Here is a 20,723-nt window from a genome sequence, read left to right as displayed (position 1 = left end):
CGTAGGTGCGCCCCTCGCGGGCGCTTCTAACTGCTTCGCTCCAGCGCGGCGCGGTTCCAGTTGGCGAGGTTGGCGGCGGCTTCGTATGTGCTCTGGAAGAAGTCCAGCAGTGCCTGCTCGGGATCCGGCGCCTGGCGCATGTCGTCGTAGAGGTAGAAGAATTCGGCCTGGTCATCATTATGGAATGCTTTATCCGGCTTGATGAGTGCGCTGCCCAGATTAGACGGTTCGGGGGCCGCGTAAACGTAGAAGGACGCCCGGGGCGAGGCGGCATTGCCGGGCCAGAAGCCACAGCTGATGACCTCGTGTGAGTACGCCTCACGCGTAATGCGATCAGCCCCCTCCCTCTCGGGGGCCCTTCTGCCCGAGAAGCGGGTCACGGCCAGGTCGAAGCTCCCCCAGAAGAAATGAACCGGGCTGCATTTGCCGATGAAGCGACCGCGAAACTCTTTCATAACCCGATCCACCTGCTGCAGGATATGCCAGAAGCGGTGGGCATACAGAGGATCATAGGTATCGTGATTAAGATCTTGATCGAAGGGGATAGCGTGGTCGATCTCACAGGGGCGTGGATCAATGCTGACCTGGATATTCAACGCACGCAGCGAATCCATGAATTCGTGATAGAAATTGGCGACCGAACGCGAATAAAGGAACAATGTTCTGCTGCGACCATCATCGGTGGCGATCAGGAGTTTGTGATCAATAAAATCAAAGCTGATCTCAAAGAAACCATGCTCATAGGGGATGGGTGAGGTCGTCAGGCCACGCGCCGAGACGTAGAGGGCTACCTGCCACCAGTGATTGCAGTATGGACTTAACGCCAGTCGTACCTTGCCCACCATCTGCGTCCACAGGTGTAGTGTCTCGCAGGTTTCTTTCCAGGCCTCAAATGGTAACGGCGGCCACTTCTCCGCCACCATACTTACAGAAGTCTTGCTCTGCATGATGTAATTCATCTCCTCCCACATAAACAAACATACCACGTGTAAGCAGAACTATATTCAACTACTGTCCCACAATATGCTCCTATCCTATCATATTTTCTAGTTCAACCATTGCATGCCTCCTCTCTACAAAAAAGGTAAGGACTTTTGGAACGCTTCATAATAGAAACAGACCGTCCTGTAGCTAACACTGGTATTTTTGCACAATAAGAGTCCCTGGAAAGTATGCAATATATAAAGAATTTTTAGAGCCGCCACTACAGAAGAGCTTTAAATAGCATCTTTATGCTGTATACTTATTAGGCAGGGTTTCGTATTGTATGTAATATATTCCGACCATAATCGTTGCAAGGAGGCGTTCCCATGTCCCTGCAATCTCATTCTTTTACTATTGGCGTTGAGGAAGAGTATCAGATTATCGATCCTCATACACGTGAGTTAAGCCAGAAGGCCCATGAGATCTTGCCAACGGCCCAGGCTACGTTGAGTGAGGATGCGGTACAGTTTGAGATGATTTTGTCTCAGATTGAAATCGCGACCCCGATCTGTCATTCGCTGGCGGATGTTCAACATGAGCTGACGCGCATGCGCAGCGGTGTGATCGCGGCCGCCAATCAGGCTGGCCAACTCATCGCGGCCGCGGGCACCCATCCTTTCTCCCAGTGGAATAAGCAGCAGGTAACCCCGAAAGAGCGCTACCGTGCTTTGATCGAGACGTATCAACAATTGATTCGTGAGCAGGTTATCTTTGGCTGCCATGTCCACATCGGCATACCGGATCAGGAGGTGGCGACCCAGGTTCTCAATCATACCCGCGCCTGGCTCACACCGATTATTGCTCTGACCGCCAATTCCCCTTTCTGGCTGGGAGAGTATACCGGTTATCAGGATTATCGCACTGGTCTGTGGTGGACCGTTCCGCTGGCCGGTCCCCCTCCATCGTTTGCTTCCTATAAGGACTACCGCAGTACGATTGAGCATTTGATCGCGACGGAGAGCATCGACGATGCGACCAAGATCTACTGGGACGTACGCCTCTCAGAACGCTTTCCAACGCTTGAGTTTCGCATCATGGATGTCTGTATGACCATCGACGAAGCCGTGATGGTTACCGGCATGATCCGCGCTCTGGTCCGCACGACATATGACATGGTGATGCGAAAAATGCCCTTTCCAGATGTGACTACCGACCAATTGCGAGCAATGCATTGGCGCGCGGCACGCTATGGTCTGGATGATCGCCTGTTCGATGTGCAGGCCCAGCGTACCGTACCGGCCCAGCAGTGCATTGAGCAGTTTCTGGCCTTCTTACGACCGGCGCTGGAAGCAGAGGGCGATTGGCAACGCGTCTCGGCCACTACCCATCGCATATTACAAGAGGGTAATGGGGCTCGTCGCCAGCACGCTTTCTATCAGCGCACTGGCGATTTTCATGCTCTGGTAGATTACATCGTCGATCAGACCTGTAGTTTTTAAACCGGTGCCCCTGCCGGCATCAGACACCGATCCCTTCGAATGATAAGGCTCTCGGCCAGACCCTGCGCTGTATTGCTCCGCTGGCAACGTCGGCACGGAGCATTCTTCGTTTATTTTCCCCTCTCTGTGATCAGTTTTGGCGCCCTCTCTTTGCGCAGGCGCGGATCGGCGATCTCGTCGATGCCAAAGTTGATCAGGGATAGGCCCGCGCCCAGAATGGCGATGCAGATACCCGGCGGGATAAACCACCACCAGAGTCCCGAGATGAGGGCGTTGGCCTTCTGCGCCCAGTAGAACATGTCCCCCCAGCTGATGCCGTTGGGATCTCCCAGCCCCAGAAATTCGAGCGAGGCGGAGGCCAGAATAACATACAGGGTAGTGCTAACAAAGTTGGCGGCCACGATCGAGATCTCATTGGGGAAGATCTCAAAGAAGATGATGCGCCAGGTGGTCTCGCCGTTGGCGCGCGCCGCCGTCACGAATTCGCGGCTGCGCATCGAGAGGGTCTGCGAACGCAGGACGCGCGCGCCCCAGGACCAGCTGGTAAAGGTGATCACCAGCGCGACGGTCAGGGGTCCACGCGGGAAATACGAGGCCAGCACGATAGCCAGCGGCAGCGCCGGCAGCACCAGGAATACATTGGTGAGTAGCGACAGGACCTCGTCGATAACGCCGCCAAAGTAGCCGCCCACCAGTCCAACGGTAATCGACAACAGGGTCACGGCGATGCCGGTGGCAAAACCCCAGAAGATAGATGACCGTGTCCCGACGACCAGCTGGTTAAAGATATCCTGCCCCACAGCGGTCGTGCCCAGCCAGTGGGCCGCCGATGGAGCGACCTGCGCATCCTCCGACAGGCGATTGGGATCGCTATGAATGAACAGCGGACCAAAGGCAGCGACCAGGATAAAGAAGAAGACGATCACCAATCCAATAGTGACCTTCTTGTTTCTGGTCAACTGGCGCCAGACGATCTGGAGGGCACGTCCCAGGCGCTCGTACCAGGGATGGCGCAGGGCTTCGATGGTGGAGGCATCCGGCGAGCGTTGCGGCTGGCGCTGAAAGCCGTTAGTTACCGAACCACTGAACTGTGATGAAGATGTTCCCATTTAAGCGCTCCTCTCCTGGCGTACACGTGGGTCAAGCGCGACATAAACCAGGTCAGCGATGAAGTTCGCCCCCAGCACCGCCAGCGCGATAATCAGAAAGATGCCCTGCAGCAGCGGATAATCCTGTCCCTGCACCGCCTGCAGCAGCGAGAAGCCGATGCCGGGATAAGAAAACACAATCTCGGTCAACAGCTGACCACCAACGATGGAGCCAATGGCCAGGGCGAATCCGGTCACATTGGGCAGGATGGCGTTGCGAGCGGCGTACAGGAACATCACCCGGCGGCGGGTCAGCCCTTTGGCGTGCGCCATCAGGACGTAGTCCTCCGATAGTGTGGTGATCATCGAGTTGCGCATGACCAGCATCCAACCGGCGATCGATGAGAGCACAATGGTCAGGGCCGGCAGGATCGCATGGTAGATAGCGCTGATAATAAAGTCTGAGCTCCACCCCACATCCAGCGTGGTATCGTATCCGTCGGCGAAGGGGAACCAGTTAAGGGTAAAGCCAAAGAAATACAGGATGATCAAGGCTAACCAGAAATAGGGAATGGCCGAGAGAAAGGTCATCGCCGGCGAGAGCACCGTATCGACCAGGGAGCCGCGCCTCCAGGCCATGACGATCCCAAACAGACAACCAAGAATAAAGCTGATCATCACCGCGACCGCGCCCAGAATGATGGTCCAGATGATGTTCTGGGCGATGATCGAGGTAACGGGGACCGGGTACTGGACATATGAGATGCCAAAGTCGCCATGCAGCATGTTGCCCAGATATTTAAAGTATTGCACCCAGATGGTGTCGCTGGTATTGATGCCGAAGGCGGCCTCCAGGGCTTTCTCGGCGGCGGGACTGATAGGACCACGGCGCTCCAGGCGCGTGAGCATGGCCTGGGCAGGATTGCCTGGGGCCAGCCGTGGGATGAAGAAGTTGAGGGTGACCGATATCCAGATCGCCACCAGGTAGAAGAAGATGCGGCGAAATAAATGGCGCATGTAAGCACTCCTTCGATACGTATCTCTGTATCCTTTGTGAAGAGGAAGCGCAGGGGCGGCGCTACCGGCTCACATCTGAAAAGACCGGTAGCATCTCCTCCCCTGCTCTGTGTGCGTCCTCCCAGCGATCCATCAGCAGGAAGGACGCCGATTGAACGTATTAAGCGGCTGGCTTCAGGTTGAGGACAACCATCAGGTTGTCAGGAGCCGAGTAGGCTGCGCCAACAGCGTAGGGATCATCCTTGCTGGGCCAGCCGGCGAAGTTTTTGGTACTGTATTCGTACCACGAGGCCGCGTTCACCAGTGGAATATTCGGCAGTTCGCTGGCGTAGATCTTTTCCAGTCCCATGATGGCCTGCTTTTGTTTGGTCGGATCTACGGTGCTGGCATAGTCCTGTAGCAGTTTGTCGGTCGAGCTATCCTTCCATTTCCCCCAGTTGAAGCCTTTGGGTGAGAGGTTGGTGCTGTTCAGATGGGTGTCATACAGATAGAAGGGCGTAGGACCGCCAAAGAGGCCGCCGATCAGAGCGTCGAAGTTGCCGTTGTTGCGGGCATCGAAGTAGGCGGTATCCTGAATATCATCAACGGTGGCATCGATGCCGACATCCTTCAGATTCTGCTTGATCACCGAGGCCATCGTCTCCCAGTCGGTCCAGCCGTTGACGACCTTGATGCTGAAGCTCAGCTTCTTGCCGTTCTTGGCGTAGATGCCATCAGAGCCCTTGGTGTAGCCGGCGCTCTGCAGATACTGGGCAGCTTTAGCCACGTCAGCCGCGGACTGTACGTTCTGATAGCTGGGGTCCAGGTAAGACTGTGCATTTGGCAATATCAATCCAGTCGTGCTGGCGGGAGCCACATAGCCGCTTTCAGCCTGCTTGGAGAGCTGAGAGCGATCGATGGCCGCGCTGATAGCCTGGCGTACATTGACATCGTTAAATGGAGCCTTGGTCAGATTGACGTACAGGGTAAACATATCGGTTGGCGCCATCCAGTAGTGATTGTGCGTCGGATCTTTCTGTACATAGGTCGTATCCAGGTCGGGCGCGAAGAAGCTTCCCCAGTCGATCTCGCCCTTCATCAATTTAAGCTGCAGGGTCTGATTATCTTTAACGGCGGGGTAAAGCAGTTCGTCCACCTGGACCTTGTCGGCCTGCCAGTAGCCTGGATTCTTGGTGTAGGTGAGCAGTTGGGGCGAAAATTTCGTGAATTTGAAGGGGCCGGTACCTACGGGATTGCTGTTGTCGAACTTGGTCGGATCGACATTCTGGAAAATATGCTCCGGTACGATGAATGTCTGTCCACCAATATACCACAGCAGGGGAGGATTGGGGGTCTTGAAATTCATCACTACGGTTTTCGAGTCAGGGGCCGAGACATCGCTTAAATTGGTCCAAAGACCTTTAGAGTCGGCCGCCGGATACTTCTTAAGCATGTTGAAGGTGAAGGTGACATCTGAGGCACTGAACGGCTTGCCATCCGACCACTTGACGTTATCGCGCGTGGTAAAGGTCAATTGCTTCTGATCGGCGCTCCACTTGTAGTCGGTAGCCAGTAGATTGGTGACTTTGCCATCGTTGCGGTTGAAGAAGAGGAGGGTCTCATAGACCATGCCCTGGATGCCTTCGTTGACGAGGGTAGGATTGTAAGGGCTCAGAGCTTTGGTGAAGTCACCACCCACATGGGCGCCAATCGTTAAAATATGTTTCTTACCGGTTGAGCTGGTGCTGCCGCTGCTATTTCCACACGCAGCCAGCGCCAGGGCCAGGATAACCAGGAGCGAAAAGAAGGCCATCCCTGCCTTGCTTTTCTTCCCATTGATCGATGAGATGAGAGTTGGAGCCACGCTAAAACCTCCTGAAGGTTATAAAAAACAGCGCGTCAAAGATGATAAAACCATGTGCCTGTAGCTATCTAGACTACTAGACCATAGGTGTGGCATATCCAGCCACTCCAACAAACAAAAAGGGTAGCATCGGTCGGGGCATTGAGTAGATATGTTAGATAGATTCTTTGTTCCTCGGGCTCTATCTACATATATGCAATATCACCACTGTAGCAAAAAGGCTATCTATCTCCTTTACTTCATTGGCACAGAGCAATTCCCGTGAAAAGCATGGCGAAAAATACGATTTATACCAGGTGAAATGCCAGTGGCGTATCCATGAAAATAGATTACAATGGATTAGCAGCATTGTCAAGACATCTAGACCACTAGACCAAAATTCATAATTAAAAGGGATCTGAGGAATTATCCCATAGTATGAAGTGAAGAGGTGCAGGCGGGCTAGCTAGCCCGCCTGCACCTCTTCACTTCATACTATGGGATGAATTTTATGCTTCTTTGGCGGTATCGAGGGAGAGACGCTGGCGCCAGGCGTCGGTGGCGTAGCAGACCTGCCCTCGGCAGATGGTGGCCTGCAGTTGTAGGGAGCGATCGTAGATGACCAGGTCGGCATCGTAGCCCGCCTTGAGCAGGGCCTTGCGGTCCGCAACCTGGGCGGACCGGGCTGGATTCAGCGAGAGCATGCCAGATACGTCGGAGAGGGAGACATGTGTCATATCCAGCATGTTACGCAGAGCCTGGTCCATGGTGAGCACACTGCCGGTCAGCGTTCCGTCTCCTAAGCGCGCAGCACCACAGATGACGCGTGCCTGCTGACCCGCGAACTCAAAGGTGGCATCGGGGATGCCAGCACCGGCCAGGGCATCGGTTACAACTACGGTGCGCCGGGGGCCCAGCATGCGGACTAACATATCCATCATGGCCGGGTGCACGTGTATCCCGTCGCCAATCAGCTCACCCTGCACCTGTTCTGCCTGTACGATCGCGGCCAGGGGACCCGGATCACGGTGCTTCAGCTGGCGCATGGCGTTGAAACAATGTGTGGCATGGGTAATACCCAGCTGAATCGCTTCGCGCGCCTGCTCATAATCACTATCCGTATGACCGATGCTGACAGTTACGCCCTCCTCTACCAGTCGCCGGATCATATCATGGGCACCGGGCAGTTCGGGAGCGATCGTTAGCAGCCGCAAATATCCACGCGTCAATTCGAGGATGCGCGCGGTCTCCTTTTCATCAGGTATGCGCAGCCAGATAGGAGGATGGGCACCGCGCTTCTTGACACTGATGTAAGGGCCCTCAAGAAAAATACCTACCGGCTCCGCGCTGGGCTCGGACGAGTGCTGATGGGCCTGCTCAATCGCGGCCACGGCCGTCTGCAACTGCGCTTCTGGCAGGGCGTTTGGCGTCCCCACCACCGTTACCAGGAAAGAGGTCACCCCGGTAGCCGGAATCCAGCGCCGATAAGAGCGCACCTCTTCAACATCGGTCGTGTGCAGATTAAATCCACCACCGCCATGGGTATGTACCTCGATGAAGCCCGGCAAAATGATGCTATCGGAAGCGTCGATACGCTGTCCCTCCGCATCATCATCCTGGCCGACAGCCTGAATCTGTGTACCGTCAACAACAACACTTCCTCGCTCAACATCCATTGTTGCGTCTACAAGATGAGCACCCTGTAATGTAAACCGCATTGAGTTTCCCTCTTTCACAGACTTTCTCTTCACGCGCATACCATCTTTAGCATGCAAATATAGTAACTAAGGGTGGTCTATACAATATGCCAATTATACCACCTCTCTCCTCTTCTCTACACCGGTCGGAAATAAAAAATCAGGCTTCACTTTTCGGTCTGATTTTTATCAATTTCGTCTTAAAGCTTGACGTTTGCGAGAATATCTGTGATTATCTAAGGTAGAGATGTGGTATAGACGATATACCAATTATACCAGCATGTCCAGGCTCATGGGAGCATCGAAGGTCGCCTATTCCACGGTTCCGCGGATAAATTAGCTATTTGCTGCCACGAAAGGGCTATTTTGTGCGTATCTGTTACGGTAGGACAATATATTGGAGCAGAAGCAACAAAGGATTGGAAATAGTACATGAGCACAGTTTTTCGTAAAGGTCCGCTTCCTCGCTACTATCAGTTGAAAGAGATTATGCGCGAAAAGATTCGCCTCGGCGAGTGGAAGCCCGGTGATTTGATCCCTTCTGAACGTGAGCTGGGTGAGCAATATGGCATCAGCCGCATGACCGCGCGCCAGGCGATTACCGAACTGGTTAACGAGGGTCTGTTCTATCGTGAGCAGGGCAAGGGGACATTCGTGAGCCGCCATAAGATCACACAGCAACTGCTGCACCTGACCGGCTTTACAGAGGATATCCGTGCCCGTGGTCAGCGACCGGGGACCAAAGTGCTGACCGCGAAGATGAGTCCGGCGGATGAGACGACGGCCGAGCGGCTGCGCATAAAAACCGGGCAACCCATCTTTTATCTGCAGCGCCTGCGCCTGGCAGACGAGGAGCCGCTGGCAGTCGAGGTCTCTCACTTAAGCTTCATGGGCTGCGAGAAGTTGCTGGAAGAGGACCTGGAACAGAACTCACTCTATCGGCTGCTGGAGACGCGCTATGGACTTCCATTAGTGGAGGCGGAGCAGGAGATCGAGGCCGGCCTGTTCGATGAGGCTTCGGCCCAGTTGCTGAAGGTGCCGGTCAATAGCGCCGCCCTCTTTACACGCCGCACAACCTACACCGAACGAGATATCCCCATCGAGTATGCCCGCGCCATGTACTGCGGCAATAAATACACCTACTATACCAATCTTAAGCGCGAGCAGTTGATGCCCTAGTGCATTTCCACTTGACCTTGTCGAGTTTGAGAAGTATACTCTGTCCGTCAGAGGCGTCAGACATGAGCATTCTTTCTCGACCCGGTTGAGGGTACTGAAACTAGAGAGGTGAGCATATGTCAGATGTACCTCACGCAGAGGGAACACCAGCCATCAGCACCCTGGCCACAGAAACGAGCAATGCGGCCACCGCTGACATCGATCGCATGAGTCCATTGGAGGTTGTCCGAGCCCTGAACGCGGAGGACGCGAAGGTGGCGCGTGCGGTTGAACTGGTACTGCCAGAAGTCGCGCGGGCCATCGAGGCCATCGCGGCCCGCATGCGCCAGGGAGGACGCCTGATCTACATCGGCGCGGGCACCTCTGGTCGTCTGGGCATCCTGGATGCCTCGGAATGTCCCCCCACCTTTGGCACCTCGCCGGAGCAGGTGGTCGGCCTGATCGCGGGCGGCCCCATCGCCACCGCCAACGCGGTTGAAGATGCCGAGGATAATCCCGCCGCCGGTCGGGCGGAATTGGAACGCCTGCGTCTGGCGGAGCAAGATACCGTAGTCGGCATCGCCGCCAGTGGTCGCACCCCCTACGTACTGGGCGCCATCGAATACGCAAAGAGCCAGGGCACCCTGACCATTGGTCTGGCCTGCAACCAGCATTCGCCCCTTGAACAGCAGGTGGAGATCGCCATCGTACCGGTGGTAGGTCCCGAGGCCATCACGGGCTCGACGCGCCTGAAGTCCGGCACCGCCCAGAAGATGGTGCTAAACATGCTCAGCACGGGGACGATGGTGCTGCTGGGCAAAACCTATGGCAACCTGATGGTGGACGTGGTGGCCACCAATTATAAGCTAGAACAGCGGGCCAGCAACATCGTGCAACAGGCGACGGGACTGGATCGCGCGCAGGCCATTGAACTGTTGCGCTCGACGCAGGGAGAGACAAAGACGGCGATTGTGGTCGGTCGCCTGCATGTCTCACCCGACGTTGCCAGGGCTCAGCTGGCGGCACACAACCATAATTTACGGAACACGCTCGAGGCAATGCAGTCATGATGACAAACGATGATACTTCTCCGCAGGCGACATCGCCTGCGTCTTATTATCTGGGGATAGATGGTGGTGGCAGCAAAACGCTGGCCGTGCTGGTGAACCAGCGGGGCGAGGAGGTCGGGCGTGGCCTGGCCGGGAGCGCGAACTATACCGGCGTGGGGCTGGCAACCGCCGTCTCCAATATTTATACGGCGACGCAACAGGCGCTCAGTTCCCTCGATCCCCAGACTACCATCTCAAAAGCATGGCTGGGGGTCGCCGGGGTCGATCGACCAGCCGATCATGCCGCGCTGATGCCCCAGCTACAAGACCTGGCCCAGACGGTCTATCTCACCAATGACGCGGAACTGGGATTAAGCGTGCTGCCGGAGGCGGTTGGCGTAGTAGTGATCGCCGGGACCGGCTCGATCGCGCTGGGCCGCAACTCCAGTAGCCTGACCAGCCGCGCCGGTGGTTGGGGACACCTGCTGGGCGATGAGGGCAGCGGCTATGCCCTGGGCATCCAGGCCCTGCAGGCCGCCGTACGCGCCGCCGACGGTCGCGCTCCCCAAACCATTCTCCTGGAACGTATCTTACAAACATGGGAGCTCACCAACGCGGAGGAACTGATCAGCGCCGTCTATTTCAGCGACGATAAGTCGAAGATCGCTCGCCTCTCCACCTGTGTCCTGCAGGCCGAACGAGACGGGGACGCGACCGCGGCCGCGCTGGTACAGACCGCCATCGCCGAACTGGTACTGGTAGTGAAGACGGTCGCCGCCAAACTCAATTTTACCGCCCAACGAGCCCTACCTCTGGCGCTGGGCGGCGGCTTATTGCTGAACGAAACCAGTTTTCAGGCCCGCTTCCTGAAACAACTAGCCAGCGTACAACCCCTGGACCCGGTAGTGCATATCGAGCAGCCAGCCCTTAACGCGGCCCGCACAATTATCCACCTGACCGGCTTCCAACACTGGACTCGTGTATAGACAGGTCTTTAACAAAGCGGGAGGTTCAGGAGGGCTGGCCACCGCAAGCGGGGATGCAAGCGAGTAGGCCGGGGGCATGATCAAGCGGCCAGCCCCTTGACTGGGGGCGTGGGGGCTGTGCACCCATCTCCTCCCTTCTCATCTCACTGCAGGCGGGCATACATAAGAAAGAAAGCGGGAGGTGCAGGAGGGCGGCCAGCCCCTCCTGCCGGGGGCGTGGGGGCTGTGCACCCATCTCCTCCCTTCTCATCTCACTGCAGGCGGGCATACATAAGAAAGAAAGCAGGAGGTGCAGGAGGGCGGCCAGCCCCTCCTGCCGGGGGCGTGGGGGTGTCCCCCACACAACCTCTCCTCCTCCCCCCGCCGCAGGCGGGCATACATAAGAAAGAAGCACGCAATGCAACAATATCTTACCGAAGGTTTAACCCTGGAAGAACAGATCGGCCAGCTATTTGTCGCGGGACTGCCTGGTCTGACGGTAACACCCGAGATCAAAGAACTGATCCAGCGCTACCACATAGGCGGCATCGTCTTATTCAAACGCAACCTGCAGAATATCCAGCAGATCCAGGAGTTGACCCAATCTCTGCAACAGATCGCTCGCGACGCAGGTCATCGCTATCCCCTCTTGATCAGCATCGATCAGGAGAACGGCATGGTGCGTCGCTTTGGGGATAGCACCACCGTTTTCCCCGGCAACATGACCCTGGGAGCCATCGATGATCCAGATTTGACGCGTGAGATCGCCCAGGCCACAGGCCGCGAGATGAAGGCGCTGGGCATCAACATGAACCTGGCCCCCGTGGCCGACGTCAATAACAATCCGGCCAATCCGGTCATCGGCACGCGCTCTTTCGGAGAAGATCCACAGCGCGTGGCCCGCCACGTGGCGGCAATGGTCCAGGGCTACCGGGACACGGGGGTAATCACCAGCCTGAAACACTTCCCCGGCCATGGTGATACCGCCGTTGATTCTCACCTGGCGCTGCCCAGTCTTCCCTACACCCTAGAACGTTTGGAGAGCCTGGAGCTCATCCCGTTCCAGGCAGGGATCAAGGCGGGAGCCGATAGCATCATGATCGGCCATCTCTATCTGCCCGCCCTGATGGCCGCCAATGAGACGCTACCCGCCACAGTGTCACCAGCGATCGTGCGAGAGCTGTTGCGCCACAAACTTGGCTATCAGGGCCTGATCATTACCGACTGCATGGAGATGAACGCGGTCGCTGAAACGATCGGCGTTGAGCGCGGCGCCGTCATGGCCCTGCAGGCCGGCAACGATCTGATCCTGATCTCCCATCAATACACGCGCCAGAAGGGCGGCATCGAAGCTACTAAACAGGCCCTGCAAGCGGGCGAGATGACGCCGCAGGCCATTCGAGAGTCCTGTGAGCGTGTTCTGCAGTTGAAAGCTCGTATGCTATCCTGGGATACACTGCCCACAAATGATCAGTTAGCCATCATCGGTCAGCCAGATCACCTGGCGCTGCGCGACCGCGCCTACGCGCTCTCTACCACGGTGGTACGCGATACACCACAGCTCCTGCCCCTGTCCCTGGCTCCCGAGCAACGCCTGCTGGTGACGATCCTGCAGCCTTCCAGCTATACCTTCGCGGCAGACAAAACGCAGGCCACCGAGTCGTTTGTTGGCGAACTGCGCCAGCGACACGCCAATATCGAGAGCGTGGTGGTGACGGCGGAAAATGCCGCGGAAAGCATGCGAGGGATTGACCGACGGGCGAGTGATTTTGCTATGATTATAGTAGTAACAGTAAATGCCAATCTGGATCACTATCAGGGTGAGTTTGTCCGACAGATGCTGCAATACGGAAAACCGACCATCGGTCTGGCTGTGTACAATCCATACGATTTGTTGGCGATGCCACAGTTGGGAACGTATCTGGCGACGTATGAATGCACACCGCCCGCCTTAAGCGCAGCAGCTGGCGTGCTCTTCGGCGAGGTCGCCGCCAGGGGAAAGCTCCCTGTTAGCATCCCAGGCATGTACTCTCTGTCTTCGTAATCTGCTGCTTGGATCACTGTTAGATAGGATACGCAAAATGCAAGTCACAACTGAACATATTCAGCCTTACGACGCGAACCGCGATGCTGCGGATGTCTACGCGCTCTGGCAAGCCTCCCTCTCTTCGAAATGGCCCCTGACACAGGAGCGCCTGCAAAAAGTGCTCAATGGCAACGAACCGCAGCATTTTGTGGCCCGCATCAACGGCAAGGTCGTTGGCTTTGTAGCCACATTGAAACGCTCCTATGGGACAGAAAAAGTAGGCCAGCTGCTGGCACTGCTGATTCATCCCGATATGCAGCGACAGGGCATTGGTACCGCGCTGCATGAGGCCGCTATGGAACATTTCCGCTCGCAGGATCTGCAATCGGCCCGGCTGGGTAGCGTCAGCCCGCGCTTCTGGTGCGGAGCGCCCGATAATCTTCCTGGCGCCGTGGCCTTCTTTCAGGGTCGCGGTTGGGACCTCTCCAGCACAGTCTATGATCTGTCCCAGGACCTTACCAACTACCAGACTCCCGAGCGCGTCATCCAGCGGCTACAGCAAGAGAAGGTCACTATCGCCAGCGCGCAAAGCCAGAACGTGACGGATGTACTGGCCTTCGAGGCCAAAAATTTCGCCAACTGGCTCCCTCAATATGAGCTGTGCGCCGACCTGGGCGATTATCGTGACTTGCTGGTGGCGCGGGATGAAGACGGCCGCATTCTGGGTACGCTGATTATGTACTCGACGGTCCAGTCACATCCCGAGCGTACCGATCTGATCTGGCAGGATCTGCTGGGAGAGAACGGGGGCGCGATGAGCGCCGTGGGTGTCGCGGAAAGCGAGCGCGGACGCGGCATCGGCATCGCCCTGGTAGCGGGGGCATCCGAAATGCTGAAAGAGCGCGGTGTCACCAACTGCTTTATCGACTGGGTTGAGCTCACCGACTTCTACGCCAAACTCGGCTACGGCAAGTGGCGCTCCTATCACCCCAGCGTACGCAACCTCTCGTAGGTGCCCGGTTTGCCCAGTAGGTGCCAGGCTTGCCCAGGCTTACCCTGCCTTGCCGGGCGCTAACGCTCATTAAATAGAGAAGAGACATAGCCTACAATATTTAGCAAGCATTGTAGGCTATGTCTCTTCTCTACCTTTTCATCAATCAGCACGGCGAGCGGCCTGCTCCAGGCCGGATAAGAGCGCCTGCAGGGCAACGGTAAACTCAGGGGCGAACTGCACATCAAACGCCCGCAACTCCGGCTGGTTATCCAAAACCTGCCGCACGATTGGAGCAGGATCGGAGATCTGCCAGACTCCCAGCGCCAGGGCATAAGCCTGCAGCAAGACATGCGCGCCTTCGCCGGCAGGCAAAAAGGGCAATATACCCTCCAACAAGCTTCCCGTCTGCTGAAAATGCTGCAGCAGCATCCGCTTGAAGTGCAGTGCCGCATCGAGAGGTATGTGCTGCTCCAGAATAGTGTGGACAATCGACAACAGGCGGGTCAGACCCGGATGAGTCACTAGTACGTCACAGATCAGCCGCGCCACACCGGCGATAGTGGCCGTGGACCGCGCCTCCTGCAGGCGTGTATTGAGCTGGGCAAAAAAGATATCCAGCTGCTGCTCCACCAGAGTCAGAAACAGCGTCTCCTTCGTCTTAAAGTAGAGGAAAAGGGTCCCTTTGGCCAACCCGGTGGCGGTCGCGATCTCGCTCATCGTCAACGCCTCATATCCGCGCTCCAAAAACAACTGCCAGGCTTGCTCCAGTATCGCTTGTCGCCGCTCCTCTTTCTGTGCATCATGGACGGCCCGCCGCCGCCCCTCTAACGATCCCATCTCGCTCTTCTCCCTCAACCTTGTTATTCCATACATAATAAATGACCAGCAGTCACTTAATCATAGATGACTGCTGGTCATTCGTCAAGGAGGTATCAGGGGGCCAGGCGCTCGGCCAGGTATTTCAGGCTGATTGGATAGCGGTACTCGATGGCGGAATGGGTGCCATCAAACAATTCGAAGAAAACCTCGTTCACCCCAAGCTGCTTCAGGACATTGTAGAAGGCCCTGGCTCCCAGGTCCAGGTAGTACTGGTCACGATTGCCGGCATCGATATAGATCGCCTTCATATTGCGCAGGGATTCCGCGTGTTTGGGCGCCATACGCACAGGGTCCCAGGCCAGCCAGCGCTCCCATACCTCGGGGATCAGTTCGCCGGTCTGCAGATCATACGGCAACCGCACGGTGCCATCGGGATCAGCCGAGTAGCAGGCGGCCATACACCAGTCGTTCATAGGTGCTTCGTCGCCAGACTGCGTAAATGGCACGCGGCCACGGAAGCTCTGCCAGAACTTTTCGTAGGAACCATCATAGCGGCTCTGCAGGGTACGAATAGATTGGCGGAAATCCGGAAGATAGCACATCTCGAACAGAGCGTCGCCGGCATGGGTGGCCAGGCCGCCCCACAGGTCAGGACGCAACATGGGTGTAATCATCGCGCCATAGCCGCCGCTCGATTTACCAGCGATGCCGCGATGCTCCCGCGCCGGCAGTGTACGATAGTGCGCGTCTATCCAGGGCACAATCTCGTCGCACAGATATGTATGGTATCTCCCGGTCGCCGGCGAGTCCACAAACTGGCTTCCGCCATACGAAGTCCAGCAGTCTACCCACACAATGATACAGGGGGGCGCCTCTTTACTCGCGAAAAGCTCATCAGCCAGTTCGGGAAAGTTTTTGCGAAACGCGGAACGGTTGCGCCACATATCCAGTTGCCCTGTCAGTCCCTGGATCATGTACACCGATGGGTAGCGCCGCTCTGGCTCCTCGTCATAGCCAGGTGGCAGGTAAATCCATAATGGACGCTGATAAGGATCATGCAGGGGATTGTCCTTGAGGACCTTGCTCTCAAATATTGTTTCATCAAAGCGCCCGCTCAACGGTGCGGACCATGGCAACATAACGCACTCCTCTCATGAATACAGCTCTCACACGCCAACAATTTCTCGTTATTTCCCTTGCGACTCTACACCCCTTAAGCATAGCACCTGCGCCTTCACATCGACAAAAAAGCTGCGCCATTATCAGTGAGGAAAAATGCGCAGACCAGCCGCAATGGCGTCCGAAATACGCTAGTCTCCAACGCGTGAGAGGAGTATGATTATTAGCAGCAAACTCTTTAACTGAAAGGCAGGTGAAGATGGAAGAACTGCTCTATGATACAATCGATTCACCGATCGGAACCATCGTGCTGGTCGTGGATGGAGAGCAGCTATGCTCTCTGGATTACACCGATTATGAGTCGCGCATGATGACCCTGTTGCGCAAACGCTATGGAGAGTTCCAGTTGACGCGCGCGTCAGATCCCTGTGGCTTTAGCAGCCAGCTGCGCGCGTATTTCGCGGGCGATTACCGCTGTCTGGATGCTATTCCGGTTAATACCGGTGGAACAGCCTTTCAGCAGCAGGTCTGGTCCGCCCTGCGTGCCATCCCCGCCGGCACCACTACTACCTATGGTCAGCTGGCGGCGCGCCTGGGCAGGCCGACAGCCTCGCGCGCCGTCGGAGCCGCCAATGCTCTCAACCCGATCGCCATCGTCTTGCCCTGCCACCGCATCATCGGAGCCAACGCTTCGCTCACAGGCTACGCCGGCGGACTGCAGCGCAAACACTGGCTCCTCCAACACGAACAGGGAATTGTTTTATGAATGAGTGCTGCGGGGTCGCGAATGCGACCCCGCAGCACTCATTCATAAAACGGTGCGTAAAAAGCCATGCCCCTCAGAAATTGAGGAGCATGACTTTGATAGAGCGGGTATATAACGCTAATGTAACCTTATATTAGCGATGTGTGGGCTCGCCAGTCTGTGGATCAAGGAACAGCGTGTGGTTCCCATTCCCCTCGTGATGGGAGAAATCGAACATGTTCGTCATGCTACCGGCAATGGCATCGAAGGACTGATCTCCGATGCGGCCCAGCTGCCAGTTGTCCTCGATGAACTTCAGGACCGAGCTCTGATCCGTCAGGGTGTTGTCAACATAGTTCTGCTTGGCATATGGTGAGATAACCATCAGGGGCAGGCGTGGACCGTAACCGCAGCGGCCAGAGTAAGCGCCAGGCTTGGTGGTGCCACACTGTCCAGGGCCAGTCAGAGCATCATTGGGATCATTGGACTGACTGAGGATCGGAGACATGACATGGTCATACCAGCCGTCCGAGTCATCGTAAGAAATGACGACCGCGGTATTTTTCCAGGTAGGAAGCTTCTGCAGGCGGTTGATGGTATCAACCACGAAGTGCTGCTCATCCAGGGGATCAGAGTAGCCGGCATGGCCGTCCTGGTAAGCGCCGGCCTTCAGAAAACTCACCGCTGGCATGTTACCGGCGTTGGCGGCTGACCAGAAGTTGGTCAGATCGTACTGGTGGTTGGCCTGGTCAGTCTTACCAATCATCGCCGTCGAGGTCGGAGCCAGGTGGTGAGGATTGGCGGTCGACTGGTAATACTGGAACGGCTCATGGTGCGGGATATAGTCCTTTGAGGTTGTGCCAGCGATATTGGCATGAGAGGTGGCGCAGGCCGCCTGTCCATTGGTAGTGGACGATGGCGCGAAGCCACCCTCGAACCAGCCCCAGGTCACGTTTTTGGCATTGAGCAGATCACCCACGTTTTTACCAGACATGGCAACAGTCGTGCCTTTGGCGGAACAGTCGTCATAGGCCGGATCAATGTCGTTGAGCATGGTACCATTCGAGGTCACCGGATAACCAGGATAACCAAAGTTTGCAGGCGTCGCACCGTGGGTCTGACCGGAAACCAGGTTCAGAGCACCTGGAGTCGAAGGTCCAAAGGTGGTGCCAAAGGAATTATCGTTCATCGCGAAGTTCTGGGCATAATTCCACATGCCGGTGACGGTATTGCCATCATAATAATCCATGACAATAGATTTGTCTTTACAGCTGCCACCGCTGGCCGACTCCACAAACTTGTCCATCAAACCATGATCAAACGCCTTCTGCTCGTCTGTATAGGCATGATCCTGGTCGCAGGTCACGGCCTGCGAACGATCCAGACGCTGTGGATTGGCCGCATTAGGATTATTGGTAAGTAAACCAGCCGTTAAACCATTCACCGATGGCGTGTTTTTAGCGGCATAAAAAGCAGGCTCTCCTGCAGGGTTAGTGGCATTAGGGTAAGTACCAAAGTAATGATCAAATGATACATTCTCTTGAAAAATCACCACCACGTGCTGAATTGGTGTAGTGGTGTTTGTCTGGGCCTGGGGATTCACATCCGCTGCTCTGGCGGCGACGTTCGCTACAGCAGCGCCGCTTACCAGCACGGATCCCAGAGCCACGGCAGAAACTGCCGTACGCCAAAATTTAAACACTATTAATATCCCCTCTTTTAAATAACATTAAGGCTGCATCTATTCTATTAGGGGCCCTATCGTTCATAGTATAACATTTAATTATTAACTAACGGTAAATTAGCTTTAAATGCTTTTAAAATTTGTGTTCCAATTTTTACTAATCTCCTTCTTTCAGACAAATATGTATGCCTTTCCTTCCTAACACACGCATCTACGGCGCGACGTGTTTTTTTAGGAGTTGGTGCAATACAACAGGTGAGCGCATGCACTCACCTGTTGTATTGCACCAACTCCTAAAAAAGGGCGACTGCGTATGCAGTCGCCCGAAAAGGGGCGCTCAAGAGCCTATGAGGCCAGGGCTCTAGCCTCATAGGCATCTATTTACTTTTGATGAATAAGTACAATATAAGCAGAATAAATACAGCAATATGTTATTCATATGTGGGAGGGTGATACGATGGAAAAGCATAAAATGGTCTCTGAACATCTGCCTGGCCTATCTGGCCATTTGATATCCCGACGCATGATGCTGGCCGGGATCGGCGGTGCCTTTCTTGCAGGGAATGCTCTCCCATTGTTCTCGACCGAAGCGCTGGCCGCGGCCAATCCACGCGGTGCCAGCGCGGGCGTCACCACATGGTCCGCCAATCGTCTCGACATCTTTGGTATCGGCACCGACGATGCCATATACCACAAAGCGTGGACCGGCTCTCACTGGTCCCCCTCAATCTCCGGCTGGGAGGGACTGGGAGGCACCTTTATCAGTCCTCCCAGCGCGGTCTCATGGGGGGCAAATCGGCTTGACATCTTTGGCATCGGCACCGATGATGCTATGTACCATAAAGCCTGGACCGGCTCTCATTGGGCGCCCTCACCCACAGACTGGGAGAGCCTCGGTGGCCTCTTTAATAGCCCTCCGTGCGCGGTTTCGTGGGGCCCCAATCGCCTCGACATCTTTGGGCTGGGCACTGACAACGCCATGTACCATAAAGCCTGGACCGGCTCACACTGGGCGCCTTCACCTACAGGCTGGGAAGGTCTTGGCGGGGTCTTTAATAGTAACCCCAGCGCGGTCGCCTGGGGTCCCAATCGCCTCGACATCTTCGGCCTGGGCACCGATAACGCTATGTATCATAAAGCCTGGACCGGTTCCGCATGGTATCCCTCGGGTAGCGGATGGGAAAATCTCGGGGGTGTTTTTAACAGTAACCCCAGCGTAGTCGCCTGGAGCCCCAATCGCCTCGACATCTTCGGGCTAGGCACTGACAATGCCATGTACCATAAAGCCTGGACCGGTTCCGCCTGGTATCCCTCGGTCAGTGATTGGGAACGGCTAGGCGGTGTCTTTAATAGCGATCCCTGCGCGGTCGCCTGGGGTCCTAATCGCCTCGACATCTTTGGGCTGGGTACCGATAACGGCATGTATCATAAAGCCTGGACTGGCTCCGCATGGTATCCTTCGCTCACTGGTTGGGAAGGCCTCGGCGGCGTCTTTAATAGTCCACCCAGCGCGGTCGCCTGGGGTCCCAATCGCCTCGACATCTTCGGCCTGGGCACCGATAACGCTATGTATCATAAAGCCTGGACCGGTTCCGCATGGTATCCCTCGGGTAGCGGATGGGAAAATCTCGGGGGTGTTTTTAACAGTAACCCCAGCGTAGTCGCCTGGAGCCCCAATCGCCTCGACATCTTCGGGCTAGGCACTGACAATGCCATGTACCATAAAGCCTGGACCGGTTCCGCCTGGTATCCCTCGGTCAGTGATTGGGAACGGCTAGGCGGTGTCTTTAATAGCGATCCCTGCGCGGTCGCCTGGGGTCCTAATCGCCTCGACATCTTTGGGCTGGGTACCGATAACGGCATGTATCATAAAGCCTGGACTGGCTCCGCATGGTATCCTTCGCTCACTGGTTGGGAAGGCCTCGGCGGCGTCTTTAATAGTCCACCCAGAGCAGTCGCCTGGGGTCCCAATCGCCTCGACATCTTCGGCCTGGGCACCGATAACGGCATGTACCATAAAGTCTGGACTGGCTCCGCATGGTCCCCCTCCAGTAGTGGCTGGGAAAGTCTCGGCGGGGTCTTTAACCTCTTTTAGAAAAAATAGAAATACCCATGTT

The 20,723-nt window shown here is 56.0% G+C and carries 16 protein-coding genes; 8 read left to right on the top strand and 8 right to left on the bottom strand.

Annotated elements, in window-relative coordinates; all coding sequences use genetic code 11:
* Positions 1–26: 26 nt before the first annotated feature.
* Positions 27–947: a DUF5996 family protein gene (locus tag AABA21_RS26155; protein ID WP_338254754.1), complete on the bottom strand. Its 921-nt coding sequence runs from the start codon at positions 945–947 to the stop codon at positions 27–29.
* A 363-nt stretch (positions 948–1,310) separates the two neighbouring features.
* Between AABA21_RS26155 and AABA21_RS26150 the strand changes: the two genes are divergently transcribed.
* Complete coding sequence (locus tag AABA21_RS26150; protein ID WP_338254752.1) at positions 1,311–2,423, top strand: carboxylate-amine ligase; 1,113 nt, start codon at positions 1,311–1,313, stop codon at positions 2,421–2,423.
* 110 nt (positions 2,424–2,533) lie between these two features.
* Here the strand turns inward: AABA21_RS26150 and AABA21_RS26145 are convergent, their stop codons facing one another.
* The 4 genes from AABA21_RS26145 to nagA form a co-directional block, all read right to left on the bottom strand.
* Positions 2,534–3,532: an ABC transporter permease gene (locus tag AABA21_RS26145; RefSeq protein ID WP_338254750.1), complete on the bottom strand. Its 999-nt coding sequence runs from the start codon at positions 3,530–3,532 to the stop codon at positions 2,534–2,536.
* On the bottom strand, positions 3,533–4,528 hold the full coding sequence (locus AABA21_RS26140) for an ABC transporter permease (RefSeq protein WP_338254749.1): 996 nt from the start codon (positions 4,526–4,528) through the stop codon (positions 3,533–3,535).
* 160 nt (positions 4,529–4,688) lie between these two features.
* Positions 4,689–6,371, bottom strand: a complete 1,683-nt coding sequence (locus AABA21_RS26135; RefSeq protein ID WP_338254748.1) for an ABC transporter substrate-binding protein — start codon at positions 6,369–6,371, stop codon at positions 4,689–4,691.
* A gap of 488 nt (positions 6,372–6,859) precedes the next feature.
* Positions 6,860–8,068: an N-acetylglucosamine-6-phosphate deacetylase gene (nagA, locus tag AABA21_RS26130; RefSeq protein ID WP_338254747.1), complete on the bottom strand. Its 1,209-nt coding sequence runs from the start codon at positions 8,066–8,068 to the stop codon at positions 6,860–6,862.
* A gap of 411 nt (positions 8,069–8,479) precedes the next feature.
* Between nagA and AABA21_RS26125 the strand changes: the two genes are divergently transcribed.
* The 5 genes from AABA21_RS26125 (at position 8,480) to AABA21_RS26105 (ending at position 14,257) form a co-directional block, all read left to right on the top strand.
* Positions 8,480–9,226: a GntR family transcriptional regulator gene (locus AABA21_RS26125; protein WP_338254746.1), complete on the top strand. Its 747-nt coding sequence runs from the start codon at positions 8,480–8,482 to the stop codon at positions 9,224–9,226.
* 116 nt (positions 9,227–9,342) lie between these two features.
* Positions 9,343–10,275 (top strand): N-acetylmuramic acid 6-phosphate etherase, encoded by a 933-nt coding sequence (murQ, locus tag AABA21_RS26120; RefSeq protein ID WP_338254745.1) that lies wholly within the window; start codon positions 9,343–9,345, stop codon positions 10,273–10,275.
* Positions 10,272–11,240, top strand: coding sequence for a BadF/BadG/BcrA/BcrD ATPase family protein (locus AABA21_RS26115; protein ID WP_338254744.1), 969 nt, complete (start codon positions 10,272–10,274; stop codon positions 11,238–11,240). Before murQ ends, AABA21_RS26115 begins: the two co-directional genes overlap by 4 nt.
* Positions 11,241–11,637: 397 nt before the next feature.
* A complete protein-coding gene (locus tag AABA21_RS26110; RefSeq protein WP_338254743.1) occupies positions 11,638–13,263 on the top strand; it encodes a glycoside hydrolase family 3 protein in 1,626 nt (541 codons plus the stop codon).
* Between the two features lie 37 nt (positions 13,264–13,300).
* The gene (locus AABA21_RS26105; RefSeq protein ID WP_338254742.1) at positions 13,301–14,257 is read left to right on the top strand and encodes a GNAT family N-acetyltransferase; all 957 of its coding nucleotides are present in this window, start codon (positions 13,301–13,303) and stop codon (positions 14,255–14,257) included.
* 141 nt (positions 14,258–14,398) lie between these two features.
* On the opposite strand, the gene AABA21_RS26100 is transcribed toward AABA21_RS26105, so the two are convergent.
* Together AABA21_RS26100 and AABA21_RS26095 are read right to left on the bottom strand one after the other, a co-directional pair.
* Positions 14,399–15,076 (bottom strand): TetR/AcrR family transcriptional regulator, encoded by a 678-nt coding sequence (locus AABA21_RS26100; RefSeq protein ID WP_338254740.1) that lies wholly within the window; start codon positions 15,074–15,076, stop codon positions 14,399–14,401.
* A 95-nt stretch (positions 15,077–15,171) separates the two neighbouring features.
* Positions 15,172–16,197 carry an alpha/beta hydrolase gene (locus AABA21_RS26095; protein ID WP_338254739.1) on the bottom strand — a complete coding sequence of 342 codons (1,026 nt, stop codon included), beginning with the start codon at positions 16,195–16,197 and terminating at the stop codon, positions 15,172–15,174.
* 239 nt (positions 16,198–16,436) lie between these two features.
* On the opposite strand from AABA21_RS26095, the gene AABA21_RS26090 reads away from it, so the two are divergent.
* Positions 16,437–16,943, top strand: a complete 507-nt coding sequence (locus AABA21_RS26090; RefSeq protein ID WP_338254738.1) for a methylated-DNA--[protein]-cysteine S-methyltransferase — start codon at positions 16,437–16,439, stop codon at positions 16,941–16,943.
* A 133-nt stretch (positions 16,944–17,076) separates the two neighbouring features.
* Here AABA21_RS26090 and AABA21_RS26085 read toward each other — a convergent pair whose 3' ends face one another.
* Positions 17,077–18,624: a phospholipase C gene (locus AABA21_RS26085; protein ID WP_338254737.1), complete on the bottom strand. Its 1,548-nt coding sequence runs from the start codon at positions 18,622–18,624 to the stop codon at positions 17,077–17,079.
* Between the two features lie 439 nt (positions 18,625–19,063).
* Between AABA21_RS26085 and AABA21_RS26080 the strand changes: the two genes are divergently transcribed.
* Positions 19,064–20,701 (top strand): PLL family lectin, encoded by a 1,638-nt coding sequence (locus tag AABA21_RS26080; RefSeq protein WP_338254736.1) that lies wholly within the window; start codon positions 19,064–19,066, stop codon positions 20,699–20,701.
* The last annotated feature ends 22 nt before the right edge of the window (positions 20,702–20,723 follow it).

Source organism: Dictyobacter halimunensis (genome assembly GCF_036245075.1).
The sequence above is the reverse complement of the archived record's forward strand: the minus strand, read 5'-3'. Positions and strand labels throughout refer to the sequence as shown.

What these genes read in the sequence shown, in the direction of transcription:
- AABA21_RS26155 (WP_338254754.1), bottom strand. Translation starts at nt 947, where the DNA reads ATGCAGAGCAAGACTTCTGTAAGTATGGTGGCGGAGAAGTGGCCGCCG.
- AABA21_RS26150 (WP_338254752.1), top strand. Translation starts at nt 1,311, where the DNA reads ATGTCCCTGCAATCTCATTCTTTTACTATTGGCGTTGAGGAAGAGTAT.
- AABA21_RS26145 (WP_338254750.1), bottom strand. Translation starts at nt 3,532, where the DNA reads ATGGGAACATCTTCATCACAGTTCAGTGGTTCGGTAACTAACGGCTTT.
- AABA21_RS26140 (WP_338254749.1), bottom strand. Translation starts at nt 4,528, where the DNA reads ATGCGCCATTTATTTCGCCGCATCTTCTTCTACCTGGTGGCGATCTGG.
- nagA (WP_338254747.1), bottom strand. Translation starts at nt 8,068, where the DNA reads ATGCGGTTTACATTACAGGGTGCTCATCTTGTAGACGCAACAATGGAT.
- AABA21_RS26125 (WP_338254746.1), top strand. Translation starts at nt 8,480, where the DNA reads ATGAGCACAGTTTTTCGTAAAGGTCCGCTTCCTCGCTACTATCAGTTG.
- murQ (WP_338254745.1), top strand. Translation starts at nt 9,343, where the DNA reads ATGTCAGATGTACCTCACGCAGAGGGAACACCAGCCATCAGCACCCTG.
- AABA21_RS26115 (WP_338254744.1), top strand. Translation starts at nt 10,272, where the DNA reads ATGATGACAAACGATGATACTTCTCCGCAGGCGACATCGCCTGCGTCT.
- AABA21_RS26110 (WP_338254743.1), top strand. Translation starts at nt 11,638, where the DNA reads ATGCAACAATATCTTACCGAAGGTTTAACCCTGGAAGAACAGATCGGC.
- AABA21_RS26105 (WP_338254742.1), top strand. Translation starts at nt 13,301, where the DNA reads ATGCAAGTCACAACTGAACATATTCAGCCTTACGACGCGAACCGCGAT.
- AABA21_RS26100 (WP_338254740.1), bottom strand. Translation starts at nt 15,076, where the DNA reads ATGGGATCGTTAGAGGGGCGGCGGCGGGCCGTCCATGATGCACAGAAA.
- AABA21_RS26095 (WP_338254739.1), bottom strand. Translation starts at nt 16,197, where the DNA reads ATGTTGCCATGGTCCGCACCGTTGAGCGGGCGCTTTGATGAAACAATA.
- AABA21_RS26090 (WP_338254738.1), top strand. Translation starts at nt 16,437, where the DNA reads ATGGAAGAACTGCTCTATGATACAATCGATTCACCGATCGGAACCATC.
- AABA21_RS26080 (WP_338254736.1), top strand. Translation starts at nt 19,064, where the DNA reads ATGGAAAAGCATAAAATGGTCTCTGAACATCTGCCTGGCCTATCTGGC.